Consider the following 16,555-nt stretch of genomic DNA (forward strand, 5'->3'; position numbering starts at 1 on the left):
ACCTCGTCGAGACCACCACTCCCGCACACCTTGTCTCTCGCCCGGGTTCGACGTCATTTGCCGGAGGGCCGAATCCAGGGGTGTGACCCGGGCGGACACGGGCCGGTCCAGCCAACGGCTCTGCCCCGTACTCGTTGCCGGTGATGGCGGAGTCGAACGCGCCGGTGAACTCGCCGGCCCGGTCGCGCCGCCGCACTCCCCCACGATGCCGTCGTCGCCGTTGAGCCTGGCGGCCCACATGCCGCCGATCCCGATGGGGACGTCGAGCACGGTTCTGCCGCCGCCGGTGCTGACGTAGGTCACCTTGGGCATCTGTGCATGCACCGGCAAGGAACTGACCTGGCAGAGCGTCACCCTGACCGTCATCAGCTTCGCCATCACGGTGTCCACGATGTTCACCGGCTACTACAAGTTCCGCGAGCGCAGCCACTTCCTCCAACAGACCGCCGATGCCATCGAGGAAGAGGCCAACGCCGTCACCCTGGGCGTCGGCCCATACAGGGAATACGGCCCCGGCCGGGAACAGGAGGCTCTGAAGGTGTTCACCCAACGGATGGAGGACCATCGCAACGAGCAGCGGCGCCGCCAGCAGCAGCTGCGCCAGCCCGCCGACCAGGCCCTGCCCACGGCCGCGTCACCGACACCCTGACCCGGCTCAGGCCCCGGGGCTGCCAGATGGTCCGGGCACGTTCGGGCAGCCGGTTCGGCCGATACCGCTGCACGCCATCCGCATCCAGAAGAGCCGACCCCAGGCCAGAAGCGACGCAGCGCCTTCATATGTGCGAATGGCGCGCGCGGCACTGGGCCTGGCTCAGCGGGCCACCATGTCATGCTTCGGCTTGAGGGCTGGTGCCACGGATTCCGGGGCCGGGTATTCGGGCTGCTCCTGGCAGGCCATGGCCGACGTGACCTTCTTCGCCATGGCGATGAGCAGCTTCGCGTGGAAGTGAGCACTTACCGTGACGGCGTCGCGCAGCTCGAACTCAAGCGCGTACCTATCCCCGGTCCGCCTCTCGTTCAGCCCGCAGCGCACCTCGAGTGACCCCGCGCTGCCGCCGATGGGCTTGCCCACACTGGCGCGGACTGAATCACCACCGGGAACCGGGTGTGCGACCCACGCAACGTCGAGGGACATCAATTCGTCACCCCTCCCGTTCTCCAGAAAGCACAGGTCGTGGCCGGTCCCCCAGGTGGTCTCCTTGGACAGCCCCGCGGCGGCCTCGGCGGGGCTCTCGGAGTCCACCGGAGTGATCCGGTCGGCGCCCGACCGTCCCGCCTCGGCGGCGATCTCCTTGTCGAATACGCCGCCGCACACTTCCTCCAGACGGACTTCAGGGGAACTGTTCCTTGCGGAGGCGTCGTTGTCCTCGCTCTTCTCCCCTTCGCCGCCGCAGCCTGCCAGCGTGAGTGCGGACGCGAGTGCGCAGGCGGCCGGGAGAAGACGACGGAAACTGCGTATCAGCATGGCGCCCTTTCGCATGCGGCGGTTCAGCTGCCGCTCCCTGTGAGTTGGCTGCCGAGCCCCGCGGGTCTGAGACTGAATGTTACAAAACAGACAGCAAGGCAGATGCGCCCCTCGTTGTCGGCGCCGTCCGGTAGACATAGGGCTGACCAGTCATACGTTCCGCGGAGTATGAATGACGACGACCTCAGTGGCGCCGTCCGGTGGTGAAGGCGGCGCGCCCGCTGATGGGGGTGCTGTAACCACAACGGACCTGGATGCCCAGCGTCAGCATGCCAAACAGATGGTCTGGCTCCGGTTGGCTTCGTTCACTTCAGGCAGCAGCGTTCATCCGCTGGTTTGGTCAGCAGTTTGTGATCTTGAGGCTCATAGATGTTCACGAGAAATAGCAGCAGTGCATCGAGGCGGGCCGCCGCCCTCGAGGGCGAGGGGGTGCTTCACGCCGTGTGATCCGGGGCCTGCTCGTGCAGGTGCTGTTGGAACAGCAGGCCGTAGCGGTCGATCCGCCATAGCTGGGCGAACACGACCATGACGGTGCCCAGTATGAGCGGCCAGGCGTTCAAGGCGGTCAGCCCCCAGGCGATCAGCACAAAGCCGGCCAGGCCGGATGTGATCAGCCAGTTGAGGGTCGTCTTGTGTTCGGCTGGAACCTTGCCGTCGACGTGGAGTTGCTCACCGTAGATGCCCCTGGCGGCCCAACTGGTGGGCTCCACTGGCTTGAACAGGTGAACGTTGAGCCAGAGCCAGACAGTGACGGCGAGGACGGCGGCCAGGCACCACCAGCCGAGCCATTGCCGACTCCACACGGCCAGCTCGAAAGCCGGGATGGCGGCGAAACGAGTCCACACGCTCCACGGGTTGGCGTGCCTCTTCCAGGTCTCGTCGGACATCCCGTGGACGGCGGCTGCGGCGTTCTTGCGAGTCATACCTGGCGCTGATCCTCGCGCAGGGCGGGATGCAGAAGACCACCGCACGGGTGATGACCTCCCTGCTGTTCAGCCAGCAGGAGACAATGACCGCCGCCGACCTGTGCGAAGAACTGCAGATCAGCTCTGGCGCTGTGTCCGGCGCCGTGAAGCAGCTCATCCAGAGCGGCCTACTGGAGCGGGTCCCGGCGCCGGGCAGCCGCCGGGACCACTACCGCTTCCCGGATGGCGCCTGGGCTCGGCTCATGTCGCAGCAGAACCAGTTGCTGTCGACCATGAGCGAAGTCGCCGAGCAGGGCCTCGCTGCGGCCGGCGGCCCATCCACTCTGGCTGGGCGGCGGCTGGCGGAGATGGAGGACTTCTATGCGTTCATACTGCGCGAACTGACCCCGCTGATCGACCGGTGGCGTACGAACTTCGCAGCGAAACGAGAAGCTGGACGCGACTGAGCGTGTGCTTTCAAAGGCGCTGGTCAAAGGGGGCGGACTGTCGAGGCGTGACGTGCGGAGGTCAGCTGGCCTCGGCCGGCTGTTCGGCTCGGGCCCGGGTGCCGGCGAGCCGGTGGGAGTCGGTGCCGTCTGCGTCGTCGCTATCTGCCGGAACGGTCCCGGTCATCTCCCACTCCAGCATCCGCCTTCGCTCAACCCGCTGACGCACGGCGCCAACGGTTTCCGCGTCGAACTCGTGCTCCGGGCCGATGTCGGCAGCGGTGAAGTACGCCATGAGCTGACTGTCATCGCCTGTCAAGGTGAGGTGTCGACGGGCGAGCGTGTGCTTGATCCGTGCGTAGTAGATGCCGGGGACGTGTGCAATCAGGGCAAGCGCGGCCTCCTCATCGTCCAAGTTGGCTGGGGCCAGCTTGAGGTAGTGATCGCCGATGGCGCGTTCGTACAGGTGAGAGAGCGCGTCGTCTCAACGGTCGCGATCCGCTCAGGTTTCGGCGAGAACGCTCAGCTTTCGGTGCGAGAGGTCAGCTCCGAACTTCCGTTGCGCGTTCCGCGGGCGTCCGGTTGGCCTGGTATTCAAACAAGCGATCTCATGCGGGGCATGAGCCAGCACGACTTCCCCCTCGACCTCGTGGAGGCGCAGACCGCCTGGTACCGCACGTACTGGCAGCTCGCCGAATCCGGTCCGACAGCCAGTACCACTACGGACCGTCGACGCCTGCAGTAGCTGTCGAAACAGATCGCCGGGCACCCGTACTGGTGTGGGCCGTCGGGCACACCGCCGCGCGCATGGAGCTCAAGGAGCTTGCCCGGCGTGAGGTCGGACGATGAGACTCCCCGCCCGAGCGGAGGCATTGGTCCGTATTTCAGGGGGTGTGAACCTCAGTGGTACTGATCTCGGTTCGTGGGCTGTTCGGCCCTTGCCGCCATCTCTGCGGTGATGGCCCAGCGCTCGTGGTCCCTCCATGCGCCGTTGATGAACTGGAAGGCGGTCGAGTATCCCTCGCGCTGGAAGCCTAGGCGGTTGATCAGGTTCAGTGACGGCGTGTTATCGGGCTGGACGTTTGCCTCCAGCCGGTGCAGTTCCAGTTCGCCAAAGGCATGCTGGACGACGAGCCTGAGTCCTTCCGTCATGTAGCCGTAGCCGGTCGTGGAGGCGTATGCGGTGTAGCCCAGGGTTCCGGTCTGAAGGCTGCCTCGGACTATGTTGTTGATATTGACGCCGCCGAGGATCGCACCGGTGCTGCGCAGGCAGATCACGAAGCCTTCACGAGCGCGTTGCTCGCACCGCTTGATGTAGCTGTCGAACGTTTCCTCCGTGTTCTCGCGGACCCCCAGCCAGCGGCGGAGCATCTCGGCGCTGGCTTGCGCCAGTGCTGTCAGCTCGTCGTAGTCCTGGCGACCGACGTGGCGAATGGCCACTCGCGGTCCTTGTAAGAGGTAGCTGGTGGTTGCCATCCGGGGATCTTATGCAGCCAGCTTCATCGACCAGCTGGTCTGGGGGCTTCGTCGGGAAAACCGCCTGGTCATGAGGGTAATGAGCGCCCAGGCCAGGTGGGCCTCGGAGTGCTGGGGTAAGCGTTCGTAGCCGCGGACGTTGCGGCGGGCGTTCATTTGATCGAGTTCGCCGCGGCCAAAATGGGCGGAACCCTGACCAGCGTCCAGACGGCACAGCGCCGCATCGCCCCGACCGGTGCACCCCGGCTGCTCCAACGGGACGAGCGCACCCGGCCCTACCAGATCGACCGGGCGTTGGTAGAAGGGCTCAGGCGGGCCTTCGCGATCGCCGATACCCGCCTCGAACTGCTGCGCGGTGAACCGACCGCTCGCGTCGCCTGACCCGGGGCGCACCCACCGGTAGGAGAACGTCTCGCCAGCGATCCCAAGTAGTCGGGGTTCAGCGGTACTGATGGCTTCCTCAGTGAGCGGACCGCAAAGGGTTCTGTCGTGTGAGGCAGACGAGAATGCCTGCGAGGACGATGACTGCCGTGATGAGCGGGGCGATCGGGGAGTTCGCGGGATACAGGATCCAGGCCCATGGCGCGGGGCGACCGCCGCTTCTCCAGCCGGCCGCCGCGCACAGAAGGGGCACGATGGCGACGGTGACAGCAGCGATGCGGTGGCCGAGGAAGGGGAAGAGCAGCAGCGCCAGGCCGACGTATCCGGCGATGTTGCGCCCCAGTACCAGAGCGATGCTGTCGGCCCCCAGGGCGTAGCAGAGGGCTGCCATCCCCGCCCCGGTGGCGGCGACCGTCAAGCCGAGGGTGGCGTCCCACTTCCGAACGGGCCGGCAGGCGACGCTTTCGGTGCGCAGGTCGCCGCGTCCCATGCCGTGGAGGAGCATCACCGCGGGCAGCAGGGTGATGAGGTGGCCGACGAGGAAGTGTCCGGACTGGCCGGTCAGCACGGGTACGGGGAGTTCGGCGTTGCCCATGAGGAGTCCCACCGCATTGGTCAGGGCGACGGAGACACTCAGTGCGGGAACGGCGCGGGCCTTCAGCCACCAGTTCATCCGTGGCTCCCGTCGATGGCCACATGGGGACGTTCGTCGCACGATTGCATGGCGCGGGTGTTGCGCTCGTACCAGGCGAGCTGGGCCTGTCGGGGCTGTTTGAGGACGTGCTGGGCCAGGGCCAGTTCTGGCGGTGCGACCCGGTTGGTGAGGGTGTGGGGCGAGGCGCCGGCGGTCAGGGAGAGCCACGCTCCGACGGGCCGTAGGCGTCAGCGGCCGGGTAGGGCTCTCCGTTGTCCGCGCAGGCGGGAGAGTGCGGAAGCAGTCCTGCCGCCACTCCTGTGGGCACGCCGAGGGCGCTGACGCCGGGCCCGATGGCGAGCTTGGTCTCATCAGGACCTGGCCGGTCGGCCATGGTCAGGGTGGCGGGCACCGCGACGCCGGCCTTGCGGAGCCTTGCGACGGCCTTGCGTGACTCGGCGCGGACCACGCCTTGGTGGTCCATCTCGGGCCACAGGCAGATGCGGGGCCGACCGTGGTCACACTCCAGGTCGCTGGTCGGGCGGGAGGTCACCGGGTCCGCCCCCATGCCGTGGGCGGAGACGGCACCGCCTCCGAACCCTGCGGCGAGCAGCGCGGCCGCGGCGACGACGGCGGGGACGGCCTTGCGGTACTGGATCAGTACGGCGGCGGACAGGCAGACCGCCGTACCGAATGCTCCCGCACTGACCAGCGCCCATGCGTCCAGGCTCTGGTCGAGCACACAGCAGTCCTGCAGTCCTCCGCCTACGAGGTGACGGATCCACACGATGCTCCACGAGACCGGGTAGGCGTTCGGCAACAGCTCAAGGCAGTCCCCTGAGCCTGCTGTCCGCGCTGGAACAAGATCACAGCTTTCGCTCGGCCCGTTCACGCACGGCGGGCAAGCGCTTCATGCGGGCTGCGATGTCCGCCTTCGCCGTCGCGTCCAATGTCTCCGGCAGCCCCCGGAAGGTAGCGGGCAGGACATCGAGCAGGCTCAACACCTCCTCGCCCGTCCGAACCGTGAGCAACAACTCGCACCGCCACTGCGGTGACACTTCCGGCCGATGACTGAGCCAATGCTCCATCGCCGGGAACAGATAGTGCACCGCCGCCGCCTCGGTATGCTCCCGCAGCCAATCGGCCGGGAGCCGCTGGCTGAAGCCCAACCGCGCGGCCTCCTCCTCCAGCATCAGGAGCCGATCGGTGTCGACGGCCCGGATCGTCCGCGGCGGCACTCCAGTCATGCCGCGATCATGCCACCAGGCGCCGATGGTGGGGCCACCTCGCGCCGACGGCCGGGGCCACTTCAAGCCGTCACACAGGCCCAAATGACCTCCGCGTGGGGCCATTTCAGACCGTCCGAATGGGGCCGAATCAAACCGTCACGGCCACCGGGGCCGAAACCGGTGCCGGACCGGTTGTGCCTGCAGGGCATCTTGCACGTCCTGCACCAGGACATTGCCTGGCAACTCCTGCCGCTGGAGCTGGGGTTCGGTTACGGACGGACCTGCTGGCGCGCCTGAACCGCGGGCAGCGGGCTGGAGCCTTCGAGCAGCCGCACCGCATCCTGCTCTCCGAGCTCAACGCGGGCGGCGAACTGGACTCGTCACGCGCGTGCGTGGACGGCTCCCACATCCGCGCGAAAAGAGGAGGCCGCGACCGGTCCGTTGGGCTACCGACGCACGGGGTCACCGCACGTCCGGAGGTCGGGGCCGGTCCGCGAGGTGCTCCTGGAGCTCGCGGTGCCGGAACTGGTACGCGTCGCCGGACATGCGGAGGAGGCCCAGTGCCGTGCACTCCTCAAGGAACGGCCCCAGCTGGCTCAGGCTGGGGGTGAGGGCCAGGAACACACCGTAGCGCAGCCGTACGGCGTTGAGAATGGACGCCAACGCCACGGCGACCAGGACCGCGGCGAGCCTCGAGAAGGGGGCGATGAAGGCGGCGAAGCTTTCGGGGGTCTCTGTCGCGAAGCCGTTCAACGCCCAGCAGCAGACTGCCAAGACCGGGATTCCGCTGGCGCACAGAGCAAGCATGGTGTTGGCCGCATCGTTGAGCAGCGGACGCGGAGCAGGGCGCACCGGCACCGGTCTGCCCAACTCCTCGAACCACTCCTTCTGCACTTCCCGCGCTTCGCGCTCTCCGATGTCCTCGGGCCTGTCACGGGCCAATTCACTCAGCGCCCGGACAGCCGCGCACACACCTCCGATCGACAGGCCCAGAAGGAGAGGCCGTTCCAAGCCGAGGATCGCGTGGGCCACGAGTGCTGCGGTGACGGCCGCGGGAGCTCCGCACACGGCTCCGGTGCAGAATGCATCGCGGAGTGGAGGGCGCGCGTGCATGGGCCGGAGTCGCGTCCAGCCCGCGGCGAATATGACCCCCACCATGCCCATGAACAACCCCGTGGCGCCGGTGAGGAGCCAACCGTCGCTGCCCAACTGGGTGATGTGCCAGATCCCGAAGACCGGCATCCACACGATCCCGTGTGCGATCGCTGTCGCCAGGAGCCAGAAGACGGGAGGCTTCTCCATGGCCTCGGTACTTGTGGCGAACCCCGCGCCGATGCCCACCCCGAGACCTGCCGCGGCGCAGAGGATGCAGAGGAACAGCGCCCACATCCCCAGTCCGCCCTCCAGCGGCGTGACCAACGCCACCAGAGGAACCAGCAGCCCGGCGAACCAGCGGAGCCCGGTCAGCAGACCGCGCACTCCAGGGCGGGGCAGGGAGGCTGTGTCCAGGACCGCCACTGCCCTGGCCTCCAGCCCGGCCACCACGCCCAGCCCGAGCGAGAACACCGCTGTGGTGCCGGCTGCCGCAGCCGGTCCATCCGCCGCCGAGATCCCGACACCTACGACGATCAGGGCCGTCAGGCCGACCGCTGCACCCTTCAGCAGCGCCGTCGGCCACGGTTGCCACAGCGGTGTGCGCACCGTGCGGATCCGCGTCAACGCGGTGCGCCCGGCCCAGCTGACGGCACCGGACACGACGGCACCGACCGCCGCGGCGGCGGCACCCTTCAGCGTCCCCGCGCCGAACGCGACCGCCACCGCCCCGGTCATCGTTCCGAACGCGAGGCCGTCGCGGGCGGCACCCGCCGGACGGGAGCGGTTCGCCAGGCGCCGGAGAGCCGGGGCGAAGTACCACACCGCCACGGTCACGGCGCCGGCCAGCGTGATGGCCAGGGCGACATGGTTGACCCGGCCCAGCACCGTTGACCACAGCGCCAGGCACAGAGCAGCCAGGACGGCCTCGACCCTCCGCACCCGGCGGACTCCGGCCAGCGGCCACAGCTCGTTCGGGACCATGTCGGTACCGCTCAGGCGTGTCCCCGAGACGATCCGCGGGGCCCGGCTGTTGTCCTGGAGGTAGCGCGCGAGGACGGCGAGCTTCTCCCAGGTGCTTCCCTCGTGCAGGCGGGAGCGCCGCACCAGATCGGGCTCGTCGCCCGAGGCGCCCCGATAGGGGAGCCGCACCGCCGCGGCGACGTAGCGGTCGAGGAGATACTCGTGCAGTTCGCCATCGGCCGCGAGGTGCAGCAGCTCGTCCGGGCTGCGGACGTACTCACCTGCCCTGTTGCGCTCGTCGAAGACGATGGCGGACAGCGTCAGATGCCAGGGGCTGTCCAGTTCGGCGGCCAGGGCGGCGGCCTCCCGTGGCCCGTCGGGCGTGTCCACGGCCTCCAGCGTGTCCAGGACGCGGCGCCAACGGTCCAGCCCGACGCGGCTCGTGGCAACCCGTTCGAGGAGGAACGCGCGCGCACGTTCCGCGTCGACGCGCGCGATACGGAGATGCGTGACGTTCGGGGGCTGGTGGTCCGTGTCGAGAAGGTCCTCGTACTCGGCCCACCTGCACGTGAGCACCACGGGGCACGCCCGCCCTCCGCGCTTGTACCGGCCGATGGCCGCCATGAGGGACCGAGGTGCGGAGATTTCGTCCAGACCGTCGATCACGGGGAGGACCAAGTCGTGGTCGACGACCGCCGATGCCTCACGCGGCTTGAGCCGGTAGACCAAGGCGAGGTGCCTGCGCAGCCACCCCCTGATCTCGTCGTGGTTCCACGACGCCGCGGACAACCGCACCGGAACCGGATCCTCCGGGCCGCGGCGTTCCAGGAGCCCGAGAACGAGGCGGAGTTGGAAGACCGTCTTCCCCGCCCCGGCATCGACGCGGCCCGCCGCGGCGGGGGTTCCGGTGATCACCAAGCAGTCGGGCCGCTGCTCCCGGTACCACGCGGCGACCTCGCCCATCGATCCGCTGACGGGCGGTTCCTGGAGGCGGGTGACCGCGGTGAACGGCAGATCGATGAATCCCGCCGGGGCCTGTCTTCCTGCGCCCAGCAGCAGGTCATGCTGCTGGCCCTCGCGCTCCTTGACCACTCGGGCGAGGCGTGCGGCGGTCCTGACGGGCCTGGGGGGCTCCATGCTCGCGTAGATGACGCCGGTGTTTGCCACACCGCCCTTTGAAGCCACCGCGTCCCCGGTCCGACTCACATACACGGGCCCGTCCGGGCCCGGGCCATGGGCCATATGGCCGGAGACCGCGGTGCCGCCGTCGACGGCCGAGGCGTCGCCGGTCCCGGTGACGCTCACCTCCGCCCCCTCAGACGCCGATGCAGCCCCCCGCCCCGCGCCCGGGAATGGTGTGCTGTCACCATCGTGGTCGCTGTTGCGCTTGCGCCAAGGGTGCATCGTGCTCGTCCTTTCCCCCATGTGGGTCCGCGTATGGGAGGGCGGTCTCGGAGCAGTCAGCGGCGCTCCACCCCGGTGTTCGCTTGGCTGCCCGGGCCGTCCGCGGTGGCGTCTCCGGTGCGCTCGGCCCGCAGCCGCCGACCTCCTGCCTCGCGCGGGCCCCGGACGCCCGTGGAGGCGTGCCCTCCCCCGGTGGCCCTGGCAGCTCCGGTGTCGGCCGCCACGTCGTCCGCATCCGCCGCGGGCCCCGTCCTGGTGGCCACCAGGGCCCATATCAGGGAGGCCACTCCGGTGGCGCCCTGAATCGAACCGCCGACCATCTGACCGGTGTCCGGGCCGTTCATCCACCAGACGAAGGGGGTGGAGGCGGCCAGGACGGCGCCGACCGCGATGAGCGTGACCTTCCAGTTGTGCGCCATGTCCTCCGTTGCCCTCCTCCTCGGAGCCGACCCCGTGGAAGGCCGGGAGTCTCACCGGTGAACGCGCTCTCTTCCCGAACTCAGACGCTCATCGCAGAACTCCGGTTCCGGGGGGGGTTTGGGCACCGCAGTACAGCTGGTCCGCCGCAGTCGGGAGCAACTTCACCTATGCCTGCGGACAACCTGAGTGTGTCACCTTGTGGAGTCCGGGACGGCGCTCCCAGCGCACGGCCAGGCGCTTGAACTGCTGGAGCAGGGCAAAGGTCGGCTCGACGAGGTAGCGGAGCTTGCCCAGTCCCTTGATGTTCGGGGCGCCCTTGCGGGAGATCACCGGTAGGATCCGGCGGCGTCGCAGCTCACGTCGCATGGCCTTCGCGTCGTACGCCTTGTCGCCGAGAACGCACTCGGGTCGCCGTCGGAGGCGCCCCGGCCGTCCGGCCACGGGCGAGATGCCGTCGACCAGGTTCAGGGTCTGGGCGATGTCGTTGACGTTGGCGGCGGTCGTGATGACGTGGAGCGGCATACCCTTGCCGTCGCAGATCAGGTGGCGCTTGCTGCCCGTCTTCCGGCGGTCGACCGGTGACGGACGGGTCGCGGCTCCCCCTCTTTTCGCGCGGACGTGGGAGCCGTCCACGCACGCGCGTGACCAGTCGAGTTCGTCCGCCGTCGTGAGTGACGCCCAGATCGTTCGCATCGCCGCCCCCAGGGGTGGCGCCGTCGGGCCGACCACTGCGCTGAGCACGAGAAACCAGATATCCGCGGCCTTCTCCGCGTCCGTGAGGAGCGCGAGAGCGAGGTACCCCGCGGTTTGGGCCGTCGCCATAACGTTGAGTGCAATGCGCTGCCCGAACCGATCGACGGCCCGAGCGCGCCAGGGGGCAAGGATCTCCGATGATGTGCGACCAGCGTCGTGACGCGGTCGCCGAAGTCTGACAGTTGCCGAAGTCCGGAGGCATGCAAAACCGCACCCTCAACGGATCAGAACCTGGGCGGAAGTGACCCAGGACCGTCAAATGAACATCACGATGAACACCGGAGGAGAGTATCAGGCCGCGGCTGCTGCATAGTGCTGGGCATACCGCCTAGCTAGGTGATCGATTTCGATGGATCGGCTCCGCGCACAAGGGAAGGGAGCCCAACATCGGTGCGAAACAGAGTTGGACCCCCTCGCCGCCGCACTCCATGTGAAGACCGACGAGCCACAGCCCCTTGGAATTGATCATCTCGCTGGCGGAGGTGTTCGGAGAGCCGGGTCTGCCACAGTCTCTCCCCGAGATCCTGGATTTTCCCCAGGTATGTGGGCTTCGACGATGCCTCCGATGGTGACGGGGTCCCCCATACGGTGTCCGAGGCGGAGACGTTGCCGGCCAGGGCGGTGACCGCACCGGGGCTGGCGTCGGTCATGGCGTAGTCGGGCTCGGTGTGCACGTGCTCGCAGGCCGCGCGGGGGAAGAAGGCGGTCGCGGACCTTGCGCTTGTTGATCTTGAATCCGAACAGTTGGCAGCCCAGGGGCCCGTACGGCAGGGCGCCGTTGTGTGTGAACGAGCCGAGCGCTCGTGCCAGTTCACGGCCGGCGGTCAGCGGGGAGCCGAGTCCGGCGATCACTGATTTCAGGTAGGCCAGGCTCTGATGGAGGCTGGCCAGCCAGGCGCGCACGAGCAGCGCGTTGGTGGCGCCCGGGTGCCGCGCCTTGAGGATCTTGAGGCGTTCGAGCGCTCGGGAGATTTCCGTTTTGAGGATGGGCAGTTCGTCCCCGCTGGTGTCGCGGCTGACGGCCCGGGCGAGGATGCCGGCCAGTTCCTGGAAGCGCGGGTGCGGGGCGGTGTCGTCGTCGGAATCGGGGAAGATGGCGCGGAACGCCTTGTGAATGTCGGGGTCGAGGCGGGCGTGTTCGTCGAGGCCGAGGAGAGCCCTGATCAGGATGCGGTCCCAGATGCCAGGCACGTGCCAGCCGGAACCGGGACGTTCCTGGATCAGCGGCAAGGGATCGGGCCGAGGGCAGCCGGGTGCCCGACACGAGCCGCCCGGTGCTCGCGGCCTCCCGCAACGCGTCCAGGAGCCCGGCGCGCGATCCGGATCCGCTCAGTCCCAGATGCAGGGTGACGCCGGCCGCGGACGGCTGCGTGACAGAAGTGGCCCGGGAATCTGCCATGGAGGGGGACCGTACTCCTGCCGTCGCCGCCGTCCGTGGCCGCCCGCTATCCGTGGGTGCCCGCGGTCAGCTGCGCGGTCTGGCTATGCGCCGTATCCGCCGTCGATCCTCAGCACTGCGCCGGTGACGTAGGAGGCCTGCGGGCTGGCGAGGAAGACGACGCCTGCGGCGATCTCCTCCGGCCTGCCGTACCGCCCCATCGCCGTGGTCGGAAGGAACATGGATGCGGCCGGGCCGTCGGCGGGGTTTCCTTCGGTGTCGATGAACCCGGGCTGGATGACGTTGACCGTGATGCCCCGGTGCGCCAGATCGCGGGCGGCGCCCCGGCTGAAGCCCTCGAGGGCCGACTTCGAGCCCGTGTAGTACGCCATCCCCTGGAAACCCGCCCGAGTGGCCACACCCGAGCTGATGCTGACGATCCGCCCGCCATCGGGCAGCGACGGCACCGCCGCCTGGATCCCGGCCACCACGCTGGTGTAGTTGACGGCGAGCTGCCGCTCGATGGCGGCCTGGTCGACGAACTCGCTGTCGACGAGGCTGCCACCACCCGCGGCCGCGTTGTTGACCAGAATGTCCAGCTTCCCGAACTGCTCGACCACGCGCCGGATCAGGCCCGCCGCCTGCGTCGCGTCCGCCTGGTCGGCCCGGAAAGCCGCCGCACGCACTCCCTTCGCCTCCAGGCCGGCGACCACGGCCTTGGCTCGATCCGCCGAGGCCGAGTAGCTGATCGCGACGTCGGCTCCTTCGTCAGCCAGCGCCAGCGCCGACGCCGCCCCGATCCCCCGCGACCCGCCGGTGACGATCGCCACCTTGTTGTCCAGCTTTCCCATGTGCTTCCCACTTCCCCAGATGCAACGTGCCACGGAGTTCTTGACCGTGCGGTCCACCATAAGGATGGTGGACCGCACGGTCAAGAATCCGTATCCTGTTCGCATGGCACGTCCGCGATCGTTCGACGAGAAGCAGGTGCTGAACGCCGTCCGGGAGCAGTTCTGGGACGCCGGTTACGCCGCGACCTCGCTGGAAGACCTGATGCGGGTCAGCGGGCTGGGCAAAGGCAGCCTGTATGCGGCGTTCGGCGACAAGCGTCAGCTCTTCCTCCGGGCGCTGCGCAGCTACACCGACGACAGCCATGGCCATCTTCGGAAAGCCCTCTCCGAGGCTCCACGGGCCCTGGACGCACTGCGCATGCTCCTCGAGGCGCCGATCGACGATCCGACCGGCGCCGGCACGCGGCGTGGCTGCCTGATGGCCAACAGCACCTGCGAACTCGGTAACGCCGATCCGGAAGTCCTCGACCACGCCCACCGCACCTACGAGACGTCCACCGCGCTGATCGGTGACTGCGTCGCCCGCGCCCAACGCGAGGGCGACCTGCCGGCCGGAGCGGATCCGATCGCACTGGCGCGGGCCCTCCTGGCCGCGCAACAAGGGATCGTGTTCATGAGCCGGACCGGGCTGGACACGGCCACACTCACCGCCACGGCACGATCGCTCGCGGCTCAACTCCTGCCGGACCACTGCGGCGACTGAACCGACAGGCGCGAACCGACCGTTCGCACTAAGCCCTGCCAACCTGGGTGAACCTGCTGGTCAGGGCCGAGCGGCGGGTCGTGTCCTCGAATGAGTGAAGCTCCTCGCAGACGGACGATTGACCAGATCGACACGTCCCATCAGGAGCTTCACGATGCTGCCCTACCCGTCCGGGATGACCATGTCCAGCCGCGGGCTCGACCTGCTCGCAGACCTACAGCGCGGCCACCGCGCCGAACGTGGGACCCGGTGGCGCAAGCTGCCCGCCGACCGCCAGGCCCTGCTGGTCCTAGAACTAGCCCACCTGCGCAAAAACAACACCTACGCCGACCTGGCCTGCGGGTTCGGGGCCGGCACCTCGACGGCCTACCGCTGCAGCGCGAGGCGCTCGACCCGCTCGCGGCGAAGGCACCCACCCTGGAACAGGCGATCGAGGTCGCTCGCCGCAAGGCGTTCGTGATCCTCGACGGGACCCTGCTGCGCATCGACCGGGTCGGCATGACCTCCGGCTACGACCGGGCGTTCTCCTCCGGCAAACACAAGGCCCACGGGCTGAACGTACAGGTCATCGCCGACCCGATCCGGCGGCTGGCGTGGATCTCAGCGCCGCTGCCCGGCGCACGCCACGACATGGGCGCCACCCGCGAGCACGGCATCATCGACGCGTTCACCGCCCACAAGATCCCCGCGGCCGCCGACACCGCCTACCAGGGCGCGCCGGACCGACCGTGGCCGTCCCGCAGCGGCGCCGACGCAAGGACCCCGACACCGGCCGCTACCGGCCCCTGTCCCGGAACCAGAAAAACGTGAACGAAGCCCCCGCCCGCCGTCGCGGACCCGGCGAGCGGGTCAACGCCGAGCTGAAGAACTGGAAGATCCTGCGCAAGATCCGCTCCAGTCCCAACAACGCCGCCGAGCTCATCGCCGCAGTCCAGACCCTCGTGATCGCCAGCACATGATCAGGTTGGCAAAGGCCCACTGCATCCCGGCCTTGTCCAGAGCATCGATGATGCCGTGGGTTCGCGCGGCCTTGATGTCGTGAACCGCTCCGGGCAGGGCAGGTGAGGCCCGGAGTAGGTGCCCCACAGCTCGGGCCATCATCTGCTCGACGGTGCAGCGGACCAGCTGATTGCCCCTGCGTCGCAGGGCGTGGGTGATCCGCCGAGCCCCAAAGGTGGCCCCGGGTTCGGCGTGGATCTTCTCGATCACGGGCATCAGCTGCTCTTCACGGAACCGGCGGGCTGACTTCGGACGCTTCTTTCCGGCGCAATACGTCGCCGTGACAGCCCGAGAACCCGGCAGCGGGATCGCCGGAGGCCGCGCTCGCGCTGTGGTCGATCACTCGCTCGGCCTCGTCCGGGGATGGTCGATCTCCTGGGCAACAGCACGCTGGCCGCCGTAGGCCCGCCCCAGGGCCTCCAGGCCGGTTCACGTATCCTCCTGGCATGGTGACGAGTGTCGATCTGGCGCGGCATCTGGGTCTCTCACAGGCCACGGTGTCGCGGGCGCTGCGCGGTCATCCTGCGGTGACGGAGAAGACGCGCCAACGGGTTCTCGAGGCGGCGAAGGCGTTGGGGTATCGGCCCGATCCTGCCGCCCGCATGCTGGTCACTCGGCGGGCGAAGGCGCTCGGCGTCGTCGTGGCCGACTTGAGGAGTCCGCTGTACGCGCCGGTGATCGCGGCGATGCAAGAGCAATCAGCGGCGCGTGGGTACCGCATGGCTCTGATTCGTGATCCCGAGGAAGCCCATGACGGCGACGCTGTGGACATCCTGAACGAGGCGATCGTCGATGGATTGATCTTCATGTCCGCAACGGACGATTCGCCGGCGGTGGCTCGGGTGGCGGCGCATCAATTGCCGACGGTGCTGCTGAGCCGCGACGTCTCTGATCTGCAGGTGGACGCGGTCATGAGCGAGGACCGTGCAGGCGGCGAACTGGTCGCGGATCACCTGGTTGCGCTCGGGCACCGCAGGATCGCGGTGGTGTCGGTCCGGCGCGCCGTCAGCAACGGCCGCGATCGTGAGGACGGTGTGCGGGACGGGCTTCGGGCGCGTGGTCTGGACCTGCCTGAGGAGTATGTGCGGCGGGGGCCGATCGATCATGAGAGTGGTATGGAGATGGCCCGCTCGTTGCTGGCCATGGATCCACGGCCGACCGCGATCTTCTGCTCGACGGATTCGTTCGCGTTCGCGACGCTGGATGCGGCGGTCCGGCTCGGGATCCGGGTTCCTGAGGAGCTGTCCGTCGTCGGGTTTGACGATTCCGAGCCGTCTCGGTGGTCGATGATCAACCTCACGACGGTGCATCAGCCGTTCACGGAGATGGCCGCCAAGGCGGTGGACTTGCTGATCGACCGGCTCGATGGTCGGCGGGAGGGCCCAGTCTCACGGATGCTCTTCCCGGTGCGGCTGGTTGTGCGGGGCACGACCGCCGCACCGGTATGAAGGAGCAG

Annotated in this window: 17 protein-coding genes and 3 pseudogenes; 7 read left to right on the forward strand and 13 right to left on the reverse strand. The window is 68.5% G+C overall.

The window, feature by feature from the left end:
* Positions 1 to 304: 304 nt before the first annotated feature.
* Positions 305 to 649 (forward strand): SLATT domain-containing protein, encoded by a 345-nt coding sequence (locus ACMTAK_RS02015; protein ID WP_413804521.1) that lies wholly within the window; start codon positions 305 to 307, stop codon positions 647 to 649.
* Between the two features lie 162 nt (positions 650 to 811).
* On the opposite strand, the gene ACMTAK_RS02020 is transcribed toward ACMTAK_RS02015, so the two are convergent.
* Both ACMTAK_RS02020 and ACMTAK_RS02025 read right to left on the reverse strand, forming a co-directional pair.
* Complete coding sequence (locus ACMTAK_RS02020; RefSeq protein ID WP_413804522.1) at positions 812 to 1,480, reverse strand: hypothetical protein; 669 nt, start codon at positions 1,478 to 1,480, stop codon at positions 812 to 814.
* Between the two features lie 419 nt (positions 1,481 to 1,899).
* Positions 1,900 to 2,388, reverse strand: a complete 489-nt coding sequence (locus tag ACMTAK_RS02025) for a DUF6653 family protein (protein WP_461773805.1) — start codon at positions 2,386 to 2,388, stop codon at positions 1,900 to 1,902.
* A 29-nt stretch (positions 2,389 to 2,417) separates the two neighbouring features.
* On the opposite strand from ACMTAK_RS02025, the gene ACMTAK_RS02030 reads away from it, so the two are divergent.
* Positions 2,418 to 2,837 carry a GbsR/MarR family transcriptional regulator gene (locus tag ACMTAK_RS02030; protein WP_413804524.1) on the forward strand — a complete coding sequence of 140 codons (420 nt, stop codon included), beginning with the start codon at positions 2,418 to 2,420 and terminating at the stop codon, positions 2,835 to 2,837.
* Between the two features lie 61 nt (positions 2,838 to 2,898).
* Here ACMTAK_RS02030 and ACMTAK_RS02035 read toward each other — a convergent pair whose 3' ends face one another.
* Positions 2,899 to 3,231 carry a hypothetical protein gene (locus tag ACMTAK_RS02035; RefSeq protein ID WP_413804525.1) on the reverse strand — a complete coding sequence of 111 codons (333 nt, stop codon included), beginning with the start codon at positions 3,229 to 3,231 and terminating at the stop codon, positions 2,899 to 2,901.
* Between the two features lie 204 nt (positions 3,232 to 3,435).
* Here ACMTAK_RS02035 and ACMTAK_RS02040 point away from each other — a divergent pair, with 204 nt between their 5' ends.
* Positions 3,436 to 3,561 carry a hypothetical protein gene (locus ACMTAK_RS02040; protein ID WP_413804526.1) on the forward strand — a complete coding sequence of 42 codons (126 nt, stop codon included), beginning with the start codon at positions 3,436 to 3,438 and terminating at the stop codon, positions 3,559 to 3,561.
* Between the two features lie 155 nt (positions 3,562 to 3,716).
* Here ACMTAK_RS02040 and ACMTAK_RS02045 read toward each other — a convergent pair whose 3' ends face one another.
* Positions 3,717 to 4,292 carry a GNAT family N-acetyltransferase gene (locus ACMTAK_RS02045; protein ID WP_413804527.1) on the reverse strand — a complete coding sequence of 192 codons (576 nt, stop codon included), beginning with the start codon at positions 4,290 to 4,292 and terminating at the stop codon, positions 3,717 to 3,719.
* A gap of 156 nt (positions 4,293 to 4,448) precedes the next feature.
* On the opposite strand from ACMTAK_RS02045, the gene ACMTAK_RS02050 reads away from it, so the two are divergent.
* On the forward strand, positions 4,449 to 4,673 hold the full coding sequence (locus ACMTAK_RS02050) for a hypothetical protein (RefSeq protein WP_413804528.1): 225 nt from the start codon (positions 4,449 to 4,451) through the stop codon (positions 4,671 to 4,673).
* Between the two features lie 79 nt (positions 4,674 to 4,752).
* Here ACMTAK_RS02050 and ACMTAK_RS02055 read toward each other — a convergent pair whose 3' ends face one another.
* The 8 genes and pseudogenes from ACMTAK_RS02055 to ACMTAK_RS02090 all read right to left on the reverse strand — a co-directional run bounded on the left by ACMTAK_RS02055 (position 4,753) and on the right by ACMTAK_RS02090 (position 13,397).
* Positions 4,753 to 5,346: a hypothetical protein gene (locus ACMTAK_RS02055; protein ID WP_413804529.1), complete on the reverse strand. Its 594-nt coding sequence runs from the start codon at positions 5,344 to 5,346 to the stop codon at positions 4,753 to 4,755.
* Positions 5,343 to 5,875, reverse strand: a pseudogene (locus ACMTAK_RS02060) (DUF7224 domain-containing protein). The gene ACMTAK_RS02055 and the pseudogene ACMTAK_RS02060 overlap by 4 nt, the downstream one beginning before the upstream one ends.
* A 298-nt stretch (positions 5,876 to 6,173) precedes the next feature.
* Positions 6,174 to 6,554: a hypothetical protein gene (locus ACMTAK_RS02065; protein WP_413804531.1), complete on the reverse strand. Its 381-nt coding sequence runs from the start codon at positions 6,552 to 6,554 to the stop codon at positions 6,174 to 6,176.
* Positions 6,555 to 6,998: 444 nt separating this feature from the next.
* Complete coding sequence (locus tag ACMTAK_RS02070) at positions 6,999 to 9,896, reverse strand: hypothetical protein (protein WP_413804532.1); 2,898 nt, start codon at positions 9,894 to 9,896, stop codon at positions 6,999 to 7,001.
* Positions 9,897 to 10,051: 155 nt separating this feature from the next.
* The gene (locus tag ACMTAK_RS02075) at positions 10,052 to 10,414 is read right to left on the reverse strand and encodes a hypothetical protein (protein ID WP_413804533.1); all 363 of its coding nucleotides are present in this window, start codon (positions 10,412 to 10,414) and stop codon (positions 10,052 to 10,054) included.
* A gap of 166 nt (positions 10,415 to 10,580) precedes the next feature.
* Positions 10,581 to 11,237 (reverse strand): IS5 family transposase, encoded by a 657-nt coding sequence (locus ACMTAK_RS02080; RefSeq protein ID WP_413804534.1) that lies wholly within the window; start codon positions 11,235 to 11,237, stop codon positions 10,581 to 10,583.
* Positions 11,238 to 11,633: 396 nt separating this feature from the next.
* Positions 11,634 to 12,398, reverse strand: coding sequence for a hypothetical protein (locus ACMTAK_RS02085; protein ID WP_413804535.1), 765 nt, complete (start codon positions 12,396 to 12,398; stop codon positions 11,634 to 11,636).
* A 252-nt stretch (positions 12,399 to 12,650) separates the two neighbouring features.
* Positions 12,651 to 13,397, reverse strand: a complete 747-nt coding sequence (locus ACMTAK_RS02090) for an SDR family NAD(P)-dependent oxidoreductase (protein ID WP_413804536.1) — start codon at positions 13,395 to 13,397, stop codon at positions 12,651 to 12,653.
* A 103-nt stretch (positions 13,398 to 13,500) separates the two neighbouring features.
* Here ACMTAK_RS02090 and ACMTAK_RS02095 point away from each other — a divergent pair, with 103 nt between their 5' ends.
* Together ACMTAK_RS02095 and ACMTAK_RS02100 are read left to right on the forward strand one after the other, a co-directional pair.
* Complete coding sequence (locus ACMTAK_RS02095) at positions 13,501 to 14,100, forward strand: TetR/AcrR family transcriptional regulator (RefSeq protein WP_413804537.1); 600 nt, start codon at positions 13,501 to 13,503, stop codon at positions 14,098 to 14,100.
* Positions 14,101 to 14,254: 154 nt separating this feature from the next.
* Positions 14,255 to 15,059 (forward strand): annotated as a pseudogene (locus tag ACMTAK_RS02100) (transposase family protein).
* Positions 15,060 to 15,072: 13 nt separating this feature from the next.
* On the opposite strand, the pseudogene ACMTAK_RS02105 reads toward ACMTAK_RS02100, so the two are convergent.
* Positions 15,073 to 15,315: pseudogene (locus tag ACMTAK_RS02105) on the reverse strand (IS3 family transposase); the annotation flags it as partial.
* Positions 15,316 to 15,545: 230 nt separating this feature from the next.
* On the opposite strand from ACMTAK_RS02105, the gene ACMTAK_RS02110 reads away from it, so the two are divergent.
* Positions 15,546 to 16,547 (forward strand): LacI family DNA-binding transcriptional regulator, encoded by a 1,002-nt coding sequence (locus ACMTAK_RS02110; protein ID WP_413804538.1) that lies wholly within the window; start codon positions 15,546 to 15,548, stop codon positions 16,545 to 16,547.
* Positions 16,548 to 16,555 lie beyond the last annotated feature (8 nt).

The organism is Streptomyces lacaronensis (assembly GCF_047337785.1).
GTDB classification, from domain to species: domain Bacteria; phylum Actinomycetota; class Actinomycetes; order Streptomycetales; family Streptomycetaceae; genus Streptomyces; species Streptomyces lycopersici.